Below are 17,373 nucleotides of genomic sequence, written 5' to 3' on the forward strand. Positions count from 1 at the left end.
TCAGTCCCTTTCCTGTGGTGACTCGCTCAGCGCGGCCCGGGCCGCCTTCAGAGCGGCGTCGTCGGTGAACAGCCCGTGGGTGTAGAGCTCCAGCGTGGGCAGCGCGAGGCGGCGCAGCACGTCGGGGCCGAACCGTTCGTAACCCAGCGCCCGCGTCAGGGGCGGCGGCATGGTCAGCGTGGCCACGCTGTTGAGCACGGTCAGCACCGCCAGCGCCCGCACGTCCGAGGACGGCCGCATCGACCCGTCGGCGATCCCGGCTCGCAGGACCTGCTCGGACTCGTCCACCAGCGTGTTGACGAACGTGGCTGCGGCGGGTGTGTCCTCCTCGATCGCGCGCAGCATGTACTGCACCTGGAGGCGGTATTCCTCCGGGTTGGACAGGTATTCGCGAAAGAGGTCCTGCATGCCGCTCGGGCCGGCGTTGTCGGCCCGCTGGACCAGGATGCGCAGGACGTGGTCGTCGCAGACGCTCCGGAGCTTCTCCTTGCTGCCGAAGTGGTGAATGACCAGGCCGGCGCTCACTCCGGCGGTCGCCGCCACGGCGCGCAGGTTGGTCTTGGCGAAGCCGTCCCGGGCGAAGTGTGCGATGGCCGCGTTGCGGATCTTGGCCTGGGCGGTCAGATCCGACGATGCTGAACACATGTTTAGTAGATTAAACATGTGTTCAGCAAAACGCAAGTCGTACGGAGAAGCCCTGCGGAGAAGCTTCCTCGCCGCGACAGCCCGCCTCCGCGTGTCCGGCGTCTACTGCGGCTGCGGCTACGGCTACGGCTGCGGCTACGCGGAGCTGTACGAGGTTCTGGACGACGACGGGCAGCAGGCCGGCACTGCCGCGCCGAGTAGGGAGCAGTACGCCGACCGCACCAAGGCTCGCGCCGCCAGTTCAGCCTGAACGGCAAGGAGAACCCGTTCGACGACATTGCGCAGATGCTCCTGTCCCGCTGCGAGAAGAACCCGGACACCGACTGGGCGATGATCGCCGACGTGTACGCCAAGCCGTCCGTCCTCGCCCGGCTCTCCGACGCCGAGCGGGGGGAGATGCTGGGCGCCTGGTACGCGGTGATGCGGCGGTGCGCGGAGCGGCTGGAGAAGGTGTGGAAGACCCGCCCGCTCAACCGGCAGTCGATGGTGGTACGCCGCGGCGACGACTCCTCCACCTGGAACACCGTCGCCCAGGCGTACAACGCCGCCCGTGCCGGCTGGCTGGCCTGCCTTCAGTCGATGAACGCCCTGCCGCTGCTGGACGCGGCCTGCCCGGGGAAGGTGATGCGGCTCATGGCCGCGGACCTGGCCTGGTGGCATCAGCGGACCGGCGGCGATCTGGACCCGAACACGAAGGTGTGGGCGGAACTCCCCCTGCCGTGGGAGGTGCTGTCCGGGCGGCTGACGTGCACGCGCGCGGATGTGGAGCAGGCGTGCCAGGAGGCGGGTCTCGACCCGGCGGAAAGCGGCTGGACGGCCGGCCCCGCCAAGCACCGCGTGGCACAGTTCAACCCAACGCCGGAACTGGTGCACGGGGTGACGATCGCCGATCCGGTGTGGGCGTCGCTGCTGCGTAGTGCCGGCGTGTTCAGCGGCAAGCGGATCAAGCCCGACATGGCCGATGACGCCGCGCACGGCCTGGCCGCCGGCGTGGTCGTGTCGGATCTCCCGTTGCGCCCCCTTTCGGGCGGCGAGTAGGCGCCCTCATGCGCGATGATGGGGATGGCCTCGCTGTAGCTCAGTGGTAGAGCGCCCGGCTCTTCGGCCCGGGTGGACGCTGGTTCGAGCCCAGTCAGCGAGATTTTCTCATGTCCGAAGTACAGCGCGGCGAGTCGCGGTTGGCGTTTCCGCTGGTGCCCCTGTCCCGAGTTTGAACGTCTCCTTGCCCCAGACGACGATGTCGTCCAGGTCGTCCAGGTCGTCCAGGTCGTACCGGTTGACCTCGACCGCCTCCATGACGGTGTCCACGGGCTCGTACTGGCGAAGTCCACAGCCGTGATCAGTTCTCCGTTCCTGTGGTCGCGCGGTAGCCGTACCGGGCGAGCGCCCTGGTGCGCGGTCGTGGCGAGAAGGTCTTCCGTCGGATGGCGGCAAGTGCCGGCCTTCGCCGCATCGACAATTCCTCAACGCATCTTCAACCCGGCGCACTTCAGACTCGGCATGACGTTCGACTCAACTCCGATCAAGGCAGGGAGTGACCATGCACATCGCCCGTGCGATCAAGGTTCCGCTATCCGGCCTGACCTGTGCGGCAACGCTCACGCTGGGTGTCACCTCCTTCTCGACACCCGCGAGCGCGACCCAGACGCAGGCCGTTCCGGCGTCCGTGGCCGCCGCCAGAGTTACGGCACCGGGCTGCATCGAGCGGGATGTGAACAAGAAGAAAAGAACAGCCTGGATCTCCCGCGTCCTGCGCTGCATCGCCGCCACCACCGGCTGCACCACCAGCGAGCTCGCCCGCAGGACCGGCGCCTCGCTGTCGTCGGCCAGGTGCTGCAGCGGGCCGGGCTCATCACCAGCACCCGGCACGCCAACATGGTCATCCATCAGATCACCCGGCTGGGCGTCAACCTGATCCGCCGGCAGCAGTGATCGCATCCACTCGGAAGCCACGGGAGCTCGGGGCCATTCGGTCCTGGCCCTACCGGCCCCAGACCAACGGCCAGGCGGACCTCTATCGCACCCCTCGGGCCACGCGAACTTAGTCACCTCATGACACTTTTGTTAACAGAAGGTAAACGATCCGGATACCAGCAATCCTGCAAAAAAAGGGTGACGTATGATGCCTTTCGGTATTAGGCGGGTGAAAGGTGTTTTTGTGGCGGATGCGTTCGAGGCGGAGGTCAGCGCGCTCGCGGGCGAGATCAACCAGCAGGTGACCCGCGTACGCGAGGCGTTCGGAGAGCTCTCCGCCCTGGAGCACACGGCACGGTCGGCGGACGGCATGGTGAGCGTGACCGTCGGCCGCCACGGTCAGTTGCGCCGCGTCGAGCTGAACCCTCGGGCCTATCGGAACCTGTCCCCCAGCCAACTGGCCGACGCCATCATGCGGCAGGCCGACGCGGCCACCGCCGCGGTCTCCGAGCAGAGCAGGCAACTGCTGAACCCCCTCATGCCGGACGGCCTGCCGTACGAGGAGGTCTTCGGGGAGCGGGCCACGCTCGACGCGTTCTTCCCCGGCCCCGTGGAGCCGGCCCCGTGAGCGGCTACCACGTACGGCGGGAGGCGCTGTACCGGGAAGCCAGGACGTACGAGCTGTTCGCGGGGAACGTGGAGCAGGTGCTCGCCGACCTCCGCGCCGCCTTCAACCGGGACAGGAACACGCTCGGCGACGACGAGTACGGCGCGGAGCTGGCCAAGAAGCTGCCCGAGATGGAGCGCGGCATCTTCGACGCCCTGACGACGTACATCGACGAGCTCGAAGAAGTCGCCTTGGGGCTGAGCACGAGCGCCCGTAACTACCAGGCGGCGGAGCACCCTCCCACCGTCGCGCGAGACTGATCGTCCATGGGCTTCGACGGGTTCCTCGTGCCCGAGTTCGCCAAGCCGTACATCGGCTGGGTGGTCGGCATGGACTGGCCGGAGGGGGACGAGACCGGCTGCTTCCGGCTGGCCGACGCCTGCGTGATCGCCGCACACCGGCTCGTCGAGGGCACGGTCGCCGACCTGCCGGGCAGCGCGCGCAGGATCGGCAAGGACTGGGACGGGGAGGCCCATCTCGCCTTCGCCGCCCACGTCGACAAGGTGGCGGGCGGTCAGGTCGCCCTCGCGGTCAAGCGGCTGGTGGACGCCGCTGTGGCGCTCAACGGCGTGGGCGTGCAGATCCAGTACGCCAAGTACATGATCGAGGTCACCGTCTGGCTGCTGATCGTGCAACTGGGGCATCTGCTGGCCGCCGCCCTGGCCAGCGGCGGGGCGAGTCTGGCGCTCATTCCACCGCGGCTGCAGCTCGCCCGGCTGACGGTCGCGCAGATCGCCAGGCAGTGCCGGCGCAACATGCTGCTGTTCGCCGGGATCGTGACCGGGATGGACCTGGGCATCCAGGGCACCCAGATGTTGCAGGGCCGCAGGGACGACATCGATGTCCGTCAGCTCGCGATCTCGGCGGCGAGCGGCGCCGCCATGGGCGGGCTCATGGGACTGGTCTCGGGCGGGCTGAGCCGCCTGGCCACGCCCACGCTGCGGGCCGGTCTGACCAGGGCCGAGATGTCCACGGCCGAGAAGCTGCTGGCGGCGGCCCACTCCTCGTTGTACGGCCAGGCCGGGCAGTTCGCCCTGACCGGCGGGATCACGACGGCCGGCACCATGCTGGCCCAGGGGAACTTCAGCTGGGACCTGCTGGCCAAGGGCATCACGTCCAGCGCGCTCGGCGCGGATGGGCAACACCTGGCCTCACCCCTGCCTTCCGGCCCGGACGGAGGGCCGGGGCACGGGCCCGGGACCGGCGCGGACGGAGGGCACGGGCCCCGAACCGGCGCGGACGCGGTCCAGGAGGCGGTGAACCACAACCGGAAGACCATCGAGTCGCCCGCCTGGCACAGCCCCGACCTGCCGTCCGACGTGCTCCAAGGTCTGACGTCCCGGCTGGCGTCCGCCGACACGGGGATGCCGCGGCCCGAGATCCATCCGCCTCGCGTCGTCGAGATCGGCGCCCTGGGCGAGACGGCCGTGCACGACGTCAGGGTGCCGGTGGACCCGAGGGCGGCGGCGCAGGCCATGACCGCCGGCATCACGGGCATCGTCCCGCGGGAACGAGCCGTGATCCGCCTCTGGCTGACGGAGGCGCTCTCCAGCAGCGATCGCGACGTATGGACCAACCACCTCCAAAGAGGCGTGGCGCTCGGCGTCGGGGACAAGGTGATCTACCTCAAGCTCAGGCCGAGCGAGTTCACGCACGTGGAGCAGCCGAGCCTGGCCCCGGAGAAGCCGGTCGCCTTCGGCGGGGACGGCGTGGAGGGCAAGTCCTCGCGGGGCTCCTCACTGGATCGGACCGCAGGGCTGATGAAGGGGCTCTACCACTCGCCGGACGAGGCCGAGGCGAACGCCCTGCCCCGTTCGGGCATCAGCAGCACGACACGGACGACCCACACGAACGGCGTCGAGGTCATCAGCGGGCACAAGGCCATCTCCCCCGCCCATGACTACTTCGCCACGGACATCTCCTTCGACGTCTACCGTGACGGCGAGAAGGTCACAGAGACCGCGGCTGTCCCCGACCTGTCGTTGACCATCCCCTTCCCCAAGCAGTTCACCCGGGAAGGGCCGCTGCTGAGCGCCGACCACCCCTCGCCGCTCCCCCGCCACGAGGTGCCGGAAGGGGCGGGGCACAGGTTCCGTGACCACGGGATCGCCATCACCGGACTGGACGTCACGCCTCTCGTGCTGGAGGTGCAGCGCCGGGGACTGGCGGCCGGGCTGCCCGCGGGCGAGGTCGTCAGGATCACCGACCATCTCACCTCCAGCCTGCTCAGCGAGCAGGGGATGAAGAACCGCAGCCAGTCGGTGTTGTCGAGCGGGGTCTCGTCCGAGGCGATCCGGTACAAGACCTCGCTGCTGCGGTCGGAGGAGGACTCCGTCAGGATCACCAGCGAGATCACGCGGGTCGAGCCGATCGACGGAACCGGGCGCTCGCCGGTCGAGACGATGTTCCGGGACGACCTGGGGCGGCGCGAGAGCGAGGGCACGTCGCATCGGCAGGGCGCGAGCGTCGGCGTCCACGCGGGCGGCAAGATCGGGTTGCCTCTGGGGGACGGCGCGGAGGTCGCCGCGAGGGCCGTCGGCGGGCTCGGCTTCGGGACGGACCATGTGACGTCCACCAACAGGTCGCACGGCAACCACACCGTCCTGACCAGGCTCGGCGACGTCACCATGTACGACGCCCGGATGCGGATGCAGGTCGAGACCGAGAGGCTCGGCACCTTCGAGGTGGAGGTGAACGCCGAGCTGATCGTCCCGACCCGCGACGCGTCCCGGATGGAGCAGGACGTCTTCGGGCACGACCTGCGCCCGCTGGGAGAGTTCAACGACATCCAGCGCAAGCTCGCCGATCTCCATCGGGAGATGGACGAGGTGCGGGCGGAGTTCACACGCAACGAACCGGCCAGGGGCGAGCACCCGAACCGCGGCTACGACCCGCACGTCCTGGAGCCGGAGACGCTCGCGGCCGGCCGCGGGACGGGGCTCGGCAGCGGCGTCCGCGTCCATGCGGAGACGCTGCTCAGCACGGAGCTCCGCCGGGCCGTCGACCAGGCGCTGCCCGACCTCCCGCCGGAGATCGGACGGCAGGTCGTGCGGGACGTCGAGAGCCGCTTCGGCGGCGTGGCACTGGAAGCCGACCTGACGCACGCCCTCCACGGCATCAGGTACGACAAGACGATCGGCGGCTACACCTTCGAGATCCTGGCCGAGGGCACGCTGGGCCGGCGGCACGAGGTCGGCGCGTCCGACCTGACGGTCAACGAGCGCCGCATCACCTCGCGCACCGACACCAGCCAGCGGGAGAGCTCCCGCACGGGCCGTGCGGAGGTGCGTGGTGTCGCGCGCCTCGACGTGAACGACCGGCTCAAGATTGACCCGCTGAACCTGTCCCTCACCGGGAGCGGCACGAAGTCGGACAGCACCGGCTTCTCCTCGGGTCACACGCGGTACGACCGCACGGAGACCGGCGGCGGCTTCACCGTCACGCGGGATCTCTCCTTCGACGTCAGGATGAGGATCTCGCGGGATGGCACGGAGGCGCTGAACACCTCGTGGGAGGTGCACGGCAGCAGGGCGGAGGTCCTCGTGCCGAACGTCCACCTGCCGGAGAGGCCGGTGCTCGCACAGGACGTCGCGCATCTCGGACGCATCGAGTCGACGACCGAGCGGCCCGCTGACCTGTGGCGGCCCGGTGCCGACGAGTTGTCCGCCATCGTCCGGATGGGGGCCATGCCTGACCTTCCCTCGACGCTGGCCGAGGTCTACCACCGATGGGCGGACCTGCCGGCGCCCGCGGAGCGGCTGGACGTGCCGCCGGTGTTCGAGACCGCCACCGACGTGATCAACCTGGAAACCATGATCACGTCTCATCCCGACGGCCTGCACTACACCGTGTCGGACCATGCGGGGTCGCGGCACGACGTGCACGTGAAGGCCCACGTGGCCGGGGTGCGGCACGTCAAGTCGGAGACCGGGGTGGAACACGAGAGCTACTCCAGCAGCAACTCCAGGGCGCTGGACGGCGAGCGCGGCCGGCGTACGGTCGGCGGGCACGCCAGGACCGGCCTGCGCGTCACCCTCAGCAGCGACGGCGAGGCCGCGGGGGCCGCGCGCGGAGCCGGGGAAGCCGGCGGAACCGAGCGCAAGGTCGTGGCGCGGGCGGGCGTGCACGGCGCCGCGAAGCGCAGTGCCGTGGAGAGCTCCTATCTGGGCAGCAGCGACGTGTCCCGGGTCACCTACTCCGACGGCAGCACCTCCCACTGGTACCGCGCGGACCTGGTCCTGGAGGTCACCCCCACCAGGACCGGCGGAGGAACGGTCGAGCAGGGCCCGACCACGTACGTCCGGGTGGACGAGATCATGGACCTCGTGCTTCCCGACGAGGTGGCACGCCGTCACGGGCTCGACGGTCCGGAGGCCGTGGAGCCCGCCGGGCGGTCCGGGGACACGACGCGCGCCTACACGGCGCCCGAGGCGGCCTTGAACACCGCCTTCGTCCAGCACCTCGACGCGCAGGCCGTGCTGCCGGAGATCCTGGAGCTGCTCCGCCGCGACGGCCTCCTCCGTCCCGGCCAGGAGCTCACGAACCATCCGGTGGCCGAACACCTGCGCGGCAACTACGGCCAGGGCGCGCTCGGCACCAAACTGGGCGAACTCCGCGGGAACGGCGTGTCCTCCTGGCTGTTCGTCACGGACGAGAACGGCCGGGTCACCGAACGCGTGGGCATCCGGGTCACGGCCGAGATCGGCGACGGCGTCCACGTCGGTGAGCGTCCTGACACCGGCCTCATGCTGCGCAACGAGCGCCTGAGCGGCGACCTGAGCGTGCGCGAGGCGGGAACGGACCGCGGCGCGGAGGCGCTCGCGCGTTACATGGAGTCTTCGGACGGCGAGCTCAGGGGAGCCGAGGCGGGGTTCGCGAACTACCGCGACTCCCACACCGTGGACGGGCGGGGCACGATCGCGAAGGAGATCAACCGCTACCAGACGCGCGAGGCCCCGCAGGAGTTCAAGCACCCGGTCAGGTACGAGATCACGCTCGAACGCGTCCCCGTCCGCCCGCTCCTGGAGCCCGTGCAGAACGCGGCCCGCAACGTGCTGCTCAAGGTGGGCGAGGTGACCGGGCACGACGGCGCCGGGAGGCTGTTCGACCGGCATGCCGGGGTCACCTCGACGTCCCGGGCGGTCGCGGACGGCGAGGTCGGCGTCCTGGTGCCGGGCCACCTCACCACGGAGGTGCCGCAGGGCACGCCGGTCACGGGGCGTACGCCGGTCGTCGCCGCGGATCCGCGCTGGGCGGACACGGCGGGGCCCAACCCGATGTCCGCCACCCTGGGTGACGGCGTGCCCAAGGGGGACGTCAGCCAGGTCGCGTTCCCGGCCGCCACGCTCGTCGAGCAGTGGGCGCCGATGAGCGCGGTGCGGCCGAGACTCCGGGGCGAGGTCCCGTCCCTGGCCGACCGGCCCGACGGATTCGAGCTCTCCCGCCCGGCCGGCATGTCACTCGCCGAAGCCACCAAGGAACGGACCATGCGCGCCCATCTGGAGCAGTTGCTCGCGCATGACTACGAGATCCCGGGGATCGGCAGGGTGGGCATCGACGTCACCGGAGCGCGTGAGATCACCACCGCGCTGGTCAAGCAGCGGGTCTACGCCCAGACCATGAGCACGGTCGGGCACGGCCAGGAGCAGGGCCGGGGCGTGGCGGCGCGAGCGGGCGGGTCCGCCGGCTCGGAGGACGGAGCCCTCGGCTTCGGCGGCGTCGGCGGCAACACGAAGACGGCGGACGAGGCCGCGTCGCGGAACGCCAACATCGTCGAACGCAACTTCCTGGAGGAGCAGCACGACAACACCTACCTTGAGCTGGATGTCTCCCTGGTCTTCTACGGCAAGGACAAGCCCCTGATGGTGGACGTCGCCGGTGGCCTTCATCTCAGGCTCACCGCCGAAGGGCTCGCCGCCTTCGAGGCCGCGCATCCCGGCGTGATAGCGCGCTGATTCCGGCGAGTTGACCGACTTTGGGCCGCGCCGACGTTCTCCTCAAGGTGGGCGAGCTCGCCATCGACCGTCGCGTCCACGCCGCCTACGACCTCGACCTGACCAGCACCTCGCCGCGCCCGTGGCTGCTTGCCCAGTTTGCTCGGCTTCGCAGGGAGAAGGCTGCTGCCCGGCGCCCGTGCGGGCAGCAGCCCTCCCGCACCCGACTCGGGTGGCGGCCCGCGTGCCTAGGACGTCGGGCAGTTCTCGCCGCGGCGACCGCCTGGCTCCTGCGGCTCGGACCCCTCGTACACGTTCAGGGTCGCCTTGCCCGGCTCCGTCATGGAACCGTTCTCCACCAGCCCCGAGTCCGGCACCGACTGCTTCGTTCCACCGGCCTCGGGGTGGCACAAGAAGGACGCCACGCCGAGCCCGTACCGCTACGACCTGGTCGACTACCGCACCGGCGGAATTCCGGACGACCTGTCGTACGCGGGTCCACGACCGTCATCCCGGTGAGCCTTCACCGCAACCCCGGCGCCTCCGCACCGCGCGCCACGACCATCACGCTTGAGACGTCCTTCGACGACGGGGCGAACTGGCGGCCGGTCCGGCTGACCCGCGTCGGCTCCGGCTGGAAGGCGCGGATCGCGAACCCGGACGCCCCCGGGTTCGTCTCACTGCGCGCCGGGGTCACGGACGCGGCGGGTGACCGCGTGACACAGACCATCACCCGGGCGTACGCCATCGGGTGACGGACCCGCACTCCGGCCGCGCGGGCGCGAGTGCCCCGCGCGGCCGGCCGCGGCCCGCGCAGCGGCGCCGCTTCTCCCGATGCGGCCCGCGGACAGAACGGGCGGGCCGCAGCCGAACTGCGCCGCATGGGCCCCGATCCGGAGGCCGTCCGGCCGAGGGCCGTGAACGTATGAGACGGATGGTCGATCTCCTGCAGAAAGCCGACCTGCAGGCCCGCCGCTCGTTGGCAAGGCAGTCGATCGACTACTTCGAGTACGCCGATGTTCAGCCGTTGACCTCCAGGAGCCGGGTGCCGAGGGTGGTCAGGTGGTGGTGGACGGCCTGGCCGGCGCGCCGGGTGGTGATGAGCCCGGCGTTGCGCAACACGCTGACGTGCCCGGACGCGGTGGAGGCGCTGACGTTGAGCCGCCCGGCCAGTTCGTCGGTGCGGCAGCCGGGGCCGATGGCCCGGATCACCCGCGCCCGCGCTCGTCCGACCAGCGCCGCCAGCGTGTCGAAGGCCGGGGACGGCGCCGCCTGCCGGGCGCCGTCGAACATGGGGACGGTGAGCAGCGAGCTGCGCCGGTCGCGGGTGGTCGCGATGCCCAGGTAGCGGGGCGAGGCGCCGAGGATCGGCTGGAGCTGCAGGCCGCGCCCGCCGAGGTCGACGGCGACCGGCGGGCCGCCCTCGATCACCATGCCGCGCCCGTCCCAGGTCAGCCGCGGGCTGAGCGTGCTGAGCGCCGAGCCGAGCCCGATCCGGGCGACGGTCTCCTGGTAGGCGGCCAGCCGGGCCTCCAGCCTGCGGCGCATGCCCGGCCATTCGGGGGCGAGGAAACGGTGGAAGAACACGTAGACGCTGTCGGCCAGGGCCCGGCGGAACCGCTGAGGGTCCAGGTCGAGGTCGGGACGGCCCGGCACCCCGCTGAAGCGCCACAGGTCGCCGCCGAACTCCCGCTCCCCCGGCGGAGTGTCCAGGGCTGCCAGGACGTCGAGTTCGTCGGAGAGCGCGGCGGTCTCGATCGGCGGGGCCACCTCGGACGTCACCAGGCCCTCGTGCAGGGTGACGCGAGACGCGCCGCGGTTGAGGATGTCCAGCAGGGGCAGCGTCCGGCTCGGCACCGTCCTGGCGATGTCCCGCCACACCGAGCCCTTCTCGGTCAGTTCGGGATGGTGGACGCTGAAGGCCGCGAAGATCGCGTGGCTGAGGGGCGAGACCGTGAACCGGGTGGCCGCGAGGTCGGCCACCTGGAATTCCAGGCGCATGCGCCCATCGTCCATGGAAGATCGATTTCAGGCAATCGGCCCGGTTGACTTGGCGACTCTTCGGTGCCCGGCCGAAGAGATGGTGCGGACGTCGGCACGACTGGTGCTGGTCACTCGCCGATCGGATCGATCACCGCTGGTTGGCGGGTACGTGCCCGCCTTCCATGACAACGGTCACCCCATGGGGCGATCTTCCCGCCGCCGGCGGTTGTGATTGGAGACCAGGCGTAAGGAAGTGGTGAGAACTTTCCGGCCAAGGGCCCCTTACGTTGATCACGACACCGTTCCGCACCTCCCGAAGGGACGTTCAGCATGCGTCGATCCCTCCGTCCTCTCATGGCCACGGCCCTGACCATGGCCGCGCTCACGTGCTCGGCGCCGCTCGCCTCCCCGGCAGCCGCAGCGGCCGACACGGCGGCCGACACGGCGGCCGACACGGCGGCCGACACGGCGGCACCGCTGCGCGCCACCCACCTCGGCACCCTCGGCGGTACGTGGAGCGTCGCCCGAGGCATCAACAACCACGGCCACGTCGTCGGGGACAGTTCGCTGGAGTCCGGGCTCAGCCACGCTTTCCTCTGGAAGAACGGCAAGATGACCGATCTCGGCACGCTCGGTGGCCAGGGCAGCTTCGCCTCCGACATCGACGACGACGGGCGCATCGTCGGCTGCAGCGAACTGGACTCGGGCGAGTGGAGTCCGTTCTTGTGGCAGAACGGCAGGATGACCGATCTCGGTGCGCATGGCGCCCCCGGCTTCTGCAGCGCGGACGTCGCCCGCGGGCACGTCATAGCCACCTACGCGCCCTCCCCCGGCTTCACCGAACAACGAGCCTTCCTGCTGTCCGGTGACGTCAAGACCGTCATCGACCGCCGTCCCGGTGTGACGGCCAACGCCGTCAACGACCGGGGCCAGGTGGTGGGCGCCGACAACTACACGGTGAGTGACGCCGGCTTGCCGTTGTCGACGTACCGGGCGTATCTGTGGCACGACGGGACGGGACGCGAACTCGGCACGCTCGGCGGTCTGAGCTCCCCCGGCTCGATCAACAATCTGGGCCAGGTGGTCGGCAACTCCGACACGACCGACGGCCGCCGCCGCGGCTTCTTCTGGGACGGCTCCGCCATGACGGCCCTCCCCGTGCCGGCCGGCTCCTCCGACTACTCCGGCGCCGATGCCATCAACGACAGCGGCCAGATCGTCGGCTCCTACAGCAAGGCCGGCGAGGTGTACGGCTTCGCCGCCCTCTGGGCCGGCCCCACTGCCCTGCCCCGCAGGCTGCCGCTGCCCGCCGACGTGAGGGTGGACTCCTCCCAGGCTTTCGACATCAACAACCGGGGCTGGGTCGTCGGCTTCATCGATTACTACTGGAACACCGGTCTCGGCACCCAGGCCGTCATCTGGCGCTGACGGGTGGGACGCAGATCCGGGACTCGTTGTCGACCCGCCGGGTGTGACCCTGGGCGTCGAGGTACTCCAGGAGCGGTACGGCGACGCGGCGGCTCGTTCCCAGGGCTGTGCGGGCCTGGCTGACGGTGAAGGGCGCGGGCAGCGTGCTCAGCACGGCTACCGCCAGCCCCGGCGCGTCCGGCAGGAGGACGACGTTCCTCCCGATGGGCAGCAACGCCGCCGCCCGCACGGCCGCGGTGAGGGCGGCGCCGGTCAGTTTGAGCTCGGCCAGGCGCTCGACGGTGGGGGCGTCGAAGGGACGGCCGGCGAGGTCGGTCCGCAGCCGGGCGACGGCCTGCTCGACCGGCGGCGGCATCGGCGCCCGCGCCTGGTCGCCGTTGACGATCACCCCTGCTCTGATCGTCAGGGGCTCGGCGACGAGCGCCCGTGCCAGCCGCCGGTCGGGCAGGCCGAGCAGCCGGGCGGCGGCCTCCACGGTGATCCCCTGGTCGCGCTGCGAGACCTGCTCCGTCAGGCTGCGGCGCAGCTCGGACCAATGGCCGGGGTCGGCGAACCAGTCGCCCGCCACCGGCGGTCCACCAGGGGCGGCGCCCATCGCGGTCAGCTCGGCCCGGCTCAGCAGTCCGTGCCAGCGCAGCAGGTCCGCGGCGGTGGGCACGGTCACTCCTGCGAGCGCGGCCCCCCTGACCGCCGCGGCCCCCCGTCGCCGCAGGGGTATGGGCCGCACGTCAAGGACGCGCACCCCCGCCGCGATCATCCGGCGGCCCGGATCGCGGAGCAGGCCGTGGTCACCGGCCCTGAGCGGCAAGGGCCGGGCGAGGGTGAGGCGAGCCGTGCCCGCGCCCAGAGGGCGCAGCCGGACCGGAACGGCGGCGGAGCCCAGGTGGAAGACGAGTTCCCGGCCGACGTCCGCGCCGGGCTCCAGCCGCACGTCCGCGGACTGGGTGGTGATCCAGGCGTCCGGGGTCAGCAGCGGGGTGCCCCGGGGCAGCGTGTCGCGATCGGCGCCCCTGACGTTGACGGCGACGCGAGCCGTCGCCGGCACCGCGTCCCGCCGCTGGTTGAGCGTCTGAAGGCCGCGGACCTGGAGCCGGTCCGACCCGGCGAGCAGTTCGTCGCCCACCCGCAGCGTGCCGTGCGTGAGCGTGCCGGTGACGACGGTTCCGGCCCCGGTGACGGTGAACGCCCGATCGATCCACAACCGCACCGGGCCGTCCCGGCGCGGTTCCGGGAGCCCGGCCGCGAGCCGGTCGAGCGCGGCGGACAACTCGGGCAGGCCCTGCCCGGTCCGGGCGCTGACGGGGACGGCGTCGATCCCCGACAGGCTCGTCCCTTCCAGGTGGAGGCGGGCCTCCTCCAGTGCCGGTCCGGGCTCGGCGAGGTCGGTGCGGGTGACCACCAGCAGGCCGTGCCGTACGTCCAGGGCGTGCAGGGCGGCCAGGTGCTCGGCGGACTGGGCCCGCCACCCCTCGTCCGCCGCCACCACGAACATGACCGCGGGGCACGGGCCGACGCCGGCGAGCATGTTGGTGACGAACCGCTCGTGCCCGGGAACGTCGACGAACGCCAGCTGCCGGCCCGAGCCGAGCGTGGTCCAGGCGAAGCCGAGGTCGATGGTCATGCCCCGGCGTCGTTCCTCGGCCCAGCGGTCAGGTTCCATCCCGGTGAGCGCGCGGACCAGGGCCGACTTGCCGTGATCCACGTGCCCGGCGGTGGCGATCACCCACATGCGCGCTCGGCGGCCGTCAGCCTCGTGTCCGTGCCTGGTTCGCCCGGACCGCGCGGCCGGGCGAGGGCGGCGGGACGGCTCACCCGCAGCCCGGCCGCGGTCCACGCCTGGAAGCCGCCGACCACGTCGGTGGCGTTCGCCAGCCCGATCTGCCTGAGGGCCGAGGCGGCGAGGCTGGAGGAGTATCCCTCGTCGCACAGGATGATCCAGCGGATGTGCGCCGAGGTGGCCTCGGGGATCCGCGCGTCGCAACGGGGATCGAGCCGCCACTCCAGATGGTTGCGTTCGATCACGATGGCGCCGGGCACCTCGCCGCCGCTGCGCCGCTGGAATTCCGGCCGGGTGTCCACGATGAGGGCGTCACCACGGCTCGCCGCGGCGAAGGCCTCGGCAGGCGACAGGCGGCGCAGCCCGGCACGCGCCCGAGCCAGTAACGCGTCGATGCTCAGAAGGACTCCAGGGGTGAGGGCTGGCGGAGGCGGACGGGAATCGAACCCGCCGCGCCGAGTTGCTCGGCGCCATCGGTTTTGAAGACCGAGAGGGCCACCAGGCACCCGGACGCCTCCGCTGGTGATCTTAGCCCTCTCCGGGGCTCCGACTGAAGATCTTTCTTACGCCGAGCCGCTCACTTGCAGACGGTGACCACGGCGTCGAACAGGCCCTCGTCCTCGACGGCCACGGCCCGCAGGTCCAGGAGGCGGCGGTCACGCTCCGGGCTCACACCATGATCGACATATCTGTACATTACGATCATGCAGCGATTGACGCACTACGCGCAGGGCGGCGGTTGTGCCTGCAAGATCCCCGCGGGCGAACTGGAGAGCGTGCTCGCCGGCTTCGGCTCGGAGCCGCCCGGCGATCCGCTGGGCGAACTGCTGGTCGGCACCGAGACCGGGGACGACGCGGCGGTCGTCCGGATCGAGGGCGGCACCGCGATCGTGAGCACCGCGGACTTCTTCACGCCGGTCGTCGACGACCCCTACGACTGGGGCCGGATCGCCGCCGCCAACGCGCTCTCGGACGTCTACGCCATGGGCGGCCGGCCGCTCGTCGCCCTCAACGTGCTGTGCTGGCCCCGGGACGGCCTGCCGTACGAGATCGCCAGGGAGGTGCTGCGGGGCGGCGCGGACGTCGCGCGGCAGGCCGGGTGCCACGTGGCGGGCGGGCACAGCGTGAACGGGCCGGAGCCCATGTACGGCATGGCGGTCACCGGGCTGGCCGACCCCGCGCGGCTGATGCGCAACGACGCGGGCCGCCCCGGGCTGCCGCTCTCGCTGACCAAGCCCATCGGCTCCGGCGCGCTGAACAACCGGCACAAGGCAACGGGCGAGGTCTTCCCTCAGGCGATCGAGGTCATGACCCGGCTCAACGCCGACGCCGCCCAGGCCGCGCTGGAAGCCGGCGTCCGCTGCGTCACCGACGTCACCGGCTTCGGCCTGCTGGGCCACCTGTACAAGCTCGCCCGAGCCTCCGGCGTCACCGCGGTGATCGACGCGGCGGCCGTTCCGCTCATCGAGGGCGCCCGCGAGGCCGTGCGCGACGGCTATGTGCCGGGCGGCTCGCGCCGCAACCTGGACTGGGTGGCCCCGCACACCGACACCGGGACGGTGGACGAGCAGACCCTCCTCCTGCTCGCCGACGCGCAGACCTCCGGCGGACTCCTGGTCGCCGGGGAGATCCCGGGGGCCCCGGTGATCGGTGAGCTGATCCCCCGCGGACGGCACGCCGTCGTGATCCACTGACGTCTGGCCACCTCCGGCGACGAGGTGTACAACTGGATAATGATCTTCAAAGGTGTACGCAGGGGATCGACCTGGGCGGCGCTGGTGGCGCTGCTGCCGTCCTTGACCGCTTGTGCCGCCGGGGAGGCCGACGCGCGAGCGGCGGCGCAGACGTCCGGGCGCCCGGGAAGCCTGGAGAATCCGCGGGTGCTGAACTGCGGCAACCGCAACGGGGAGTTCCCGGGAGAGAAGACCGCGAGCCGCACCGCCGCGCCGGACGACCTCGTGGTGGGGCCGTTGCTCATCCCCGGGCTGCTCGCGTGGGGCGACGCCCGGGCCGAGCAGTACGGAAGCGACCACAGGTTCAAGGTCGGCGCGCTGGTCAGGAAGGGCAAGACGATCACGGTGTCCATCCCGGCGAAGTTCCACGACAGCGCGGGCCTGCTCTACTCCGAGCCGTCCAGGAACGCCCGTACCCCGGCCGATGCCGATCACTCGGTGTCCTTCACCGCGTGCTCCGACCACGACACGATGTTCGTGGGCGGCTTCTACGTGAAGGAGCCCAGGTGCGTTCCGCTGGAGTTCCGGGTGCCGGGCGAGCCCGTCGTCCGGCGTGAGGTCTCCTTCTTCAACGGCGCCTGCTGACCTGTGACGCGCCGCCCGCGCGAGCGGCGGGCGGCGCGTCAGCCGAGGAACGACGAGGCGACGACGCTGGCGAACGCGACCGTGAGCAGGCCCAGCGCCAGCCGCCTGACCGGCTTCTCCTTCTCCATGAGCCAGTCGATCAGCCACATCGGCTCAGGGATCTCCACCAGGTCCTTCGACGGTGGCACGATCGCGACCAGCGCGAAGCCCGGCCAGGTGAAGCCGATCGCGTAGGCCAGACCCGCCCACCACGGCACCAGCCCGAACAGCGTGACGCCGAGCGCCGCCCAGGTGAGCGAGGTGACCCTGAACGTGGTCAGGACCAGGCCGGTGTCCAGCCCCCACAGGAGTGCTCCCCTGGCCGGGCCGAACCGGTAGAAATGCTGCTGCGGAGTCTGGCGCCGCCACATGGGCGTGCGCAGCCCGAACAGGCCGGAGTCGATGACCAGGCAGGCGAGCATCACCGTCGCCGCGGCGAGCTTGGCGCCCGTCCCTGACGCTCCACCGAACAGGCCGGAACCGAGCAGGCCGGAACCGAGCAGGTGCACCAGCCCGTACGCGAGCAGCGCGGAGAGGCTGAAGCCGAGCATGAGCATGAGGATCGGCCGGTACATGGGCTTCTCCCCGGGAACTCTCCCCTGGACCAGGGGGCGGAGATATCCGACGAAGGAAAGGCCTCAAAAGCTGAACAACTGCGCGAAGCCCGCG

The 17,373-nt window shown here is 71.1% G+C and carries 17 protein-coding genes and 2 tRNA genes; 11 read left to right on the forward strand and 8 right to left on the reverse strand.

Annotation, left to right across the window (positions count from 1 at the left end):
- The gene (locus ACIHAD_RS34700; protein ID WP_397358940.1) at positions 1-645 is read right to left on the reverse strand and encodes a TetR family transcriptional regulator; all 645 of its coding nucleotides are present in this window, start codon (positions 643-645) and stop codon (positions 1-3) included.
- A gap of 16 nt (positions 646-661) precedes the next feature.
- Here ACIHAD_RS34700 and ACIHAD_RS34705 point away from each other — a divergent pair, with 16 nt between their 5' ends.
- The 3 genes from ACIHAD_RS34705 (at position 662) to ACIHAD_RS34715 (ending at position 1,786) form a co-directional block, all read left to right on the forward strand.
- Positions 662-895 (forward strand): hypothetical protein, encoded by a 234-nt coding sequence (locus ACIHAD_RS34705; protein WP_397358941.1) that lies wholly within the window; start codon positions 662-664, stop codon positions 893-895.
- A gap of 35 nt (positions 896-930) precedes the next feature.
- The gene (locus tag ACIHAD_RS34710) at positions 931-1,683 is read left to right on the forward strand and encodes a hypothetical protein (protein WP_397358942.1); all 753 of its coding nucleotides are present in this window, start codon (positions 931-933) and stop codon (positions 1,681-1,683) included.
- 29 nt (positions 1,684-1,712) lie between these two features.
- Positions 1,713-1,786: transfer RNA gene (locus ACIHAD_RS34715), tRNA-Lys, on the forward strand.
- Between the two features lie 5 nt (positions 1,787-1,791).
- On the opposite strand, the gene ACIHAD_RS34720 is transcribed toward ACIHAD_RS34715, so the two are convergent.
- The gene (locus tag ACIHAD_RS34720) at positions 1,792-1,953 is read right to left on the reverse strand and encodes a hypothetical protein (RefSeq protein WP_397358944.1); all 162 of its coding nucleotides are present in this window, start codon (positions 1,951-1,953) and stop codon (positions 1,792-1,794) included.
- Between the two features lie 204 nt (positions 1,954-2,157).
- Entirely contained in the window at positions 2,158-2,583 is a 426-nt protein-coding gene (locus tag ACIHAD_RS34725) for a hypothetical protein (protein WP_397358945.1), read from the reverse strand.
- A gap of 220 nt (positions 2,584-2,803) precedes the next feature.
- Here ACIHAD_RS34725 and ACIHAD_RS34730 point away from each other — a divergent pair, with 220 nt between their 5' ends.
- From ACIHAD_RS34730 to ACIHAD_RS34750, 5 genes are all read left to right on the forward strand, one after another.
- Positions 2,804-3,187 carry a YbaB/EbfC family nucleoid-associated protein gene (locus ACIHAD_RS34730; RefSeq protein ID WP_397358946.1) on the forward strand — a complete coding sequence of 128 codons (384 nt, stop codon included), beginning with the start codon at positions 2,804-2,806 and terminating at the stop codon, positions 3,185-3,187.
- Positions 3,184-3,486, forward strand: a complete 303-nt coding sequence (locus tag ACIHAD_RS34735) for a hypothetical protein (RefSeq protein ID WP_397358947.1) — start codon at positions 3,184-3,186, stop codon at positions 3,484-3,486. The genes ACIHAD_RS34730 and ACIHAD_RS34735 overlap by 4 nt, the downstream gene beginning before the upstream one ends.
- 6 nt (positions 3,487-3,492) lie before the next feature.
- Positions 3,493-9,180, forward strand: coding sequence for a hypothetical protein (locus ACIHAD_RS34740; protein ID WP_397358948.1), 5,688 nt, complete (start codon positions 3,493-3,495; stop codon positions 9,178-9,180).
- Positions 9,181-9,501: 321 nt separating this feature from the next.
- Positions 9,502-9,678 carry a hypothetical protein gene (locus ACIHAD_RS34745; RefSeq protein WP_397358949.1) on the forward strand — a complete coding sequence of 59 codons (177 nt, stop codon included), beginning with the start codon at positions 9,502-9,504 and terminating at the stop codon, positions 9,676-9,678.
- The gene (locus ACIHAD_RS34750) at positions 9,675-9,914 is read left to right on the forward strand and encodes a hypothetical protein (protein ID WP_397358950.1); all 240 of its coding nucleotides are present in this window, start codon (positions 9,675-9,677) and stop codon (positions 9,912-9,914) included. The genes ACIHAD_RS34745 and ACIHAD_RS34750 overlap by 4 nt, the downstream gene beginning before the upstream one ends.
- A gap of 265 nt (positions 9,915-10,179) precedes the next feature.
- Here ACIHAD_RS34750 and ACIHAD_RS34755 read toward each other — a convergent pair whose 3' ends face one another.
- Entirely contained in the window at positions 10,180-11,160 is a 981-nt protein-coding gene (locus tag ACIHAD_RS34755; RefSeq protein ID WP_397358951.1) for an ArsR/SmtB family transcription factor, read from the reverse strand.
- A 312-nt stretch (positions 11,161-11,472) separates the two neighbouring features.
- Between ACIHAD_RS34755 and ACIHAD_RS34760 the strand changes: the two genes are divergently transcribed.
- On the forward strand, positions 11,473-12,570 hold the full coding sequence (locus ACIHAD_RS34760; RefSeq protein ID WP_397358952.1) for a hypothetical protein: 1,098 nt from the start codon (positions 11,473-11,475) through the stop codon (positions 12,568-12,570).
- Here ACIHAD_RS34760 and selB read toward each other — a convergent pair.
- The 3 genes from selB to ACIHAD_RS34775 all read right to left on the reverse strand — a co-directional run bounded on the left by selB (position 12,557) and on the right by ACIHAD_RS34775 (position 14,865).
- Positions 12,557-14,299 carry a selenocysteine-specific translation elongation factor gene (selB, locus tag ACIHAD_RS34765; RefSeq protein WP_397358953.1) on the reverse strand — a complete coding sequence of 581 codons (1,743 nt, stop codon included), beginning with the start codon at positions 14,297-14,299 and terminating at the stop codon, positions 12,557-12,559. The two genes, ACIHAD_RS34760 and selB, sit on opposite strands and share 14 nt — an antisense overlap.
- Positions 14,290-14,649, reverse strand: coding sequence for a rhodanese-like domain-containing protein (locus ACIHAD_RS34770; protein ID WP_397358954.1), 360 nt, complete (start codon positions 14,647-14,649; stop codon positions 14,290-14,292). The genes selB and ACIHAD_RS34770 overlap by 10 nt, the downstream gene beginning before the upstream one ends.
- 120 nt (positions 14,650-14,769) lie before the next feature.
- Positions 14,770-14,865: transfer RNA gene (locus ACIHAD_RS34775), tRNA-Sec, on the reverse strand.
- 186 nt (positions 14,866-15,051) lie between these two features.
- Between ACIHAD_RS34775 and selD the strand changes: the two genes are divergently transcribed.
- Positions 15,052-16,041 carry a selenide, water dikinase SelD gene (gene selD, locus ACIHAD_RS34780; RefSeq protein ID WP_397358955.1) on the forward strand — a complete coding sequence of 330 codons (990 nt, stop codon included), beginning with the start codon at positions 15,052-15,054 and terminating at the stop codon, positions 16,039-16,041.
- Positions 16,042-16,080: 39 nt separating this feature from the next.
- Positions 16,081-16,665 (forward strand): hypothetical protein, encoded by a 585-nt coding sequence (locus ACIHAD_RS34785; protein ID WP_397358956.1) that lies wholly within the window; start codon positions 16,081-16,083, stop codon positions 16,663-16,665.
- 38 nt (positions 16,666-16,703) lie between these two features.
- Here the strand turns inward: ACIHAD_RS34785 and ACIHAD_RS34790 are convergent, their stop codons facing one another.
- Positions 16,704-17,279, reverse strand: coding sequence for a hypothetical protein (locus tag ACIHAD_RS34790; protein ID WP_397358957.1), 576 nt, complete (start codon positions 17,277-17,279; stop codon positions 16,704-16,706).
- Between the last annotated feature and the right edge of the window lie 94 nt (positions 17,280-17,373).

The sequence above is a fragment of the Nonomuraea sp. NPDC052265 genome (assembly GCF_044547985.1).
Taxonomy (GTDB): domain Bacteria; phylum Actinomycetota; class Actinomycetes; order Streptosporangiales; family Streptosporangiaceae; genus Nonomuraea.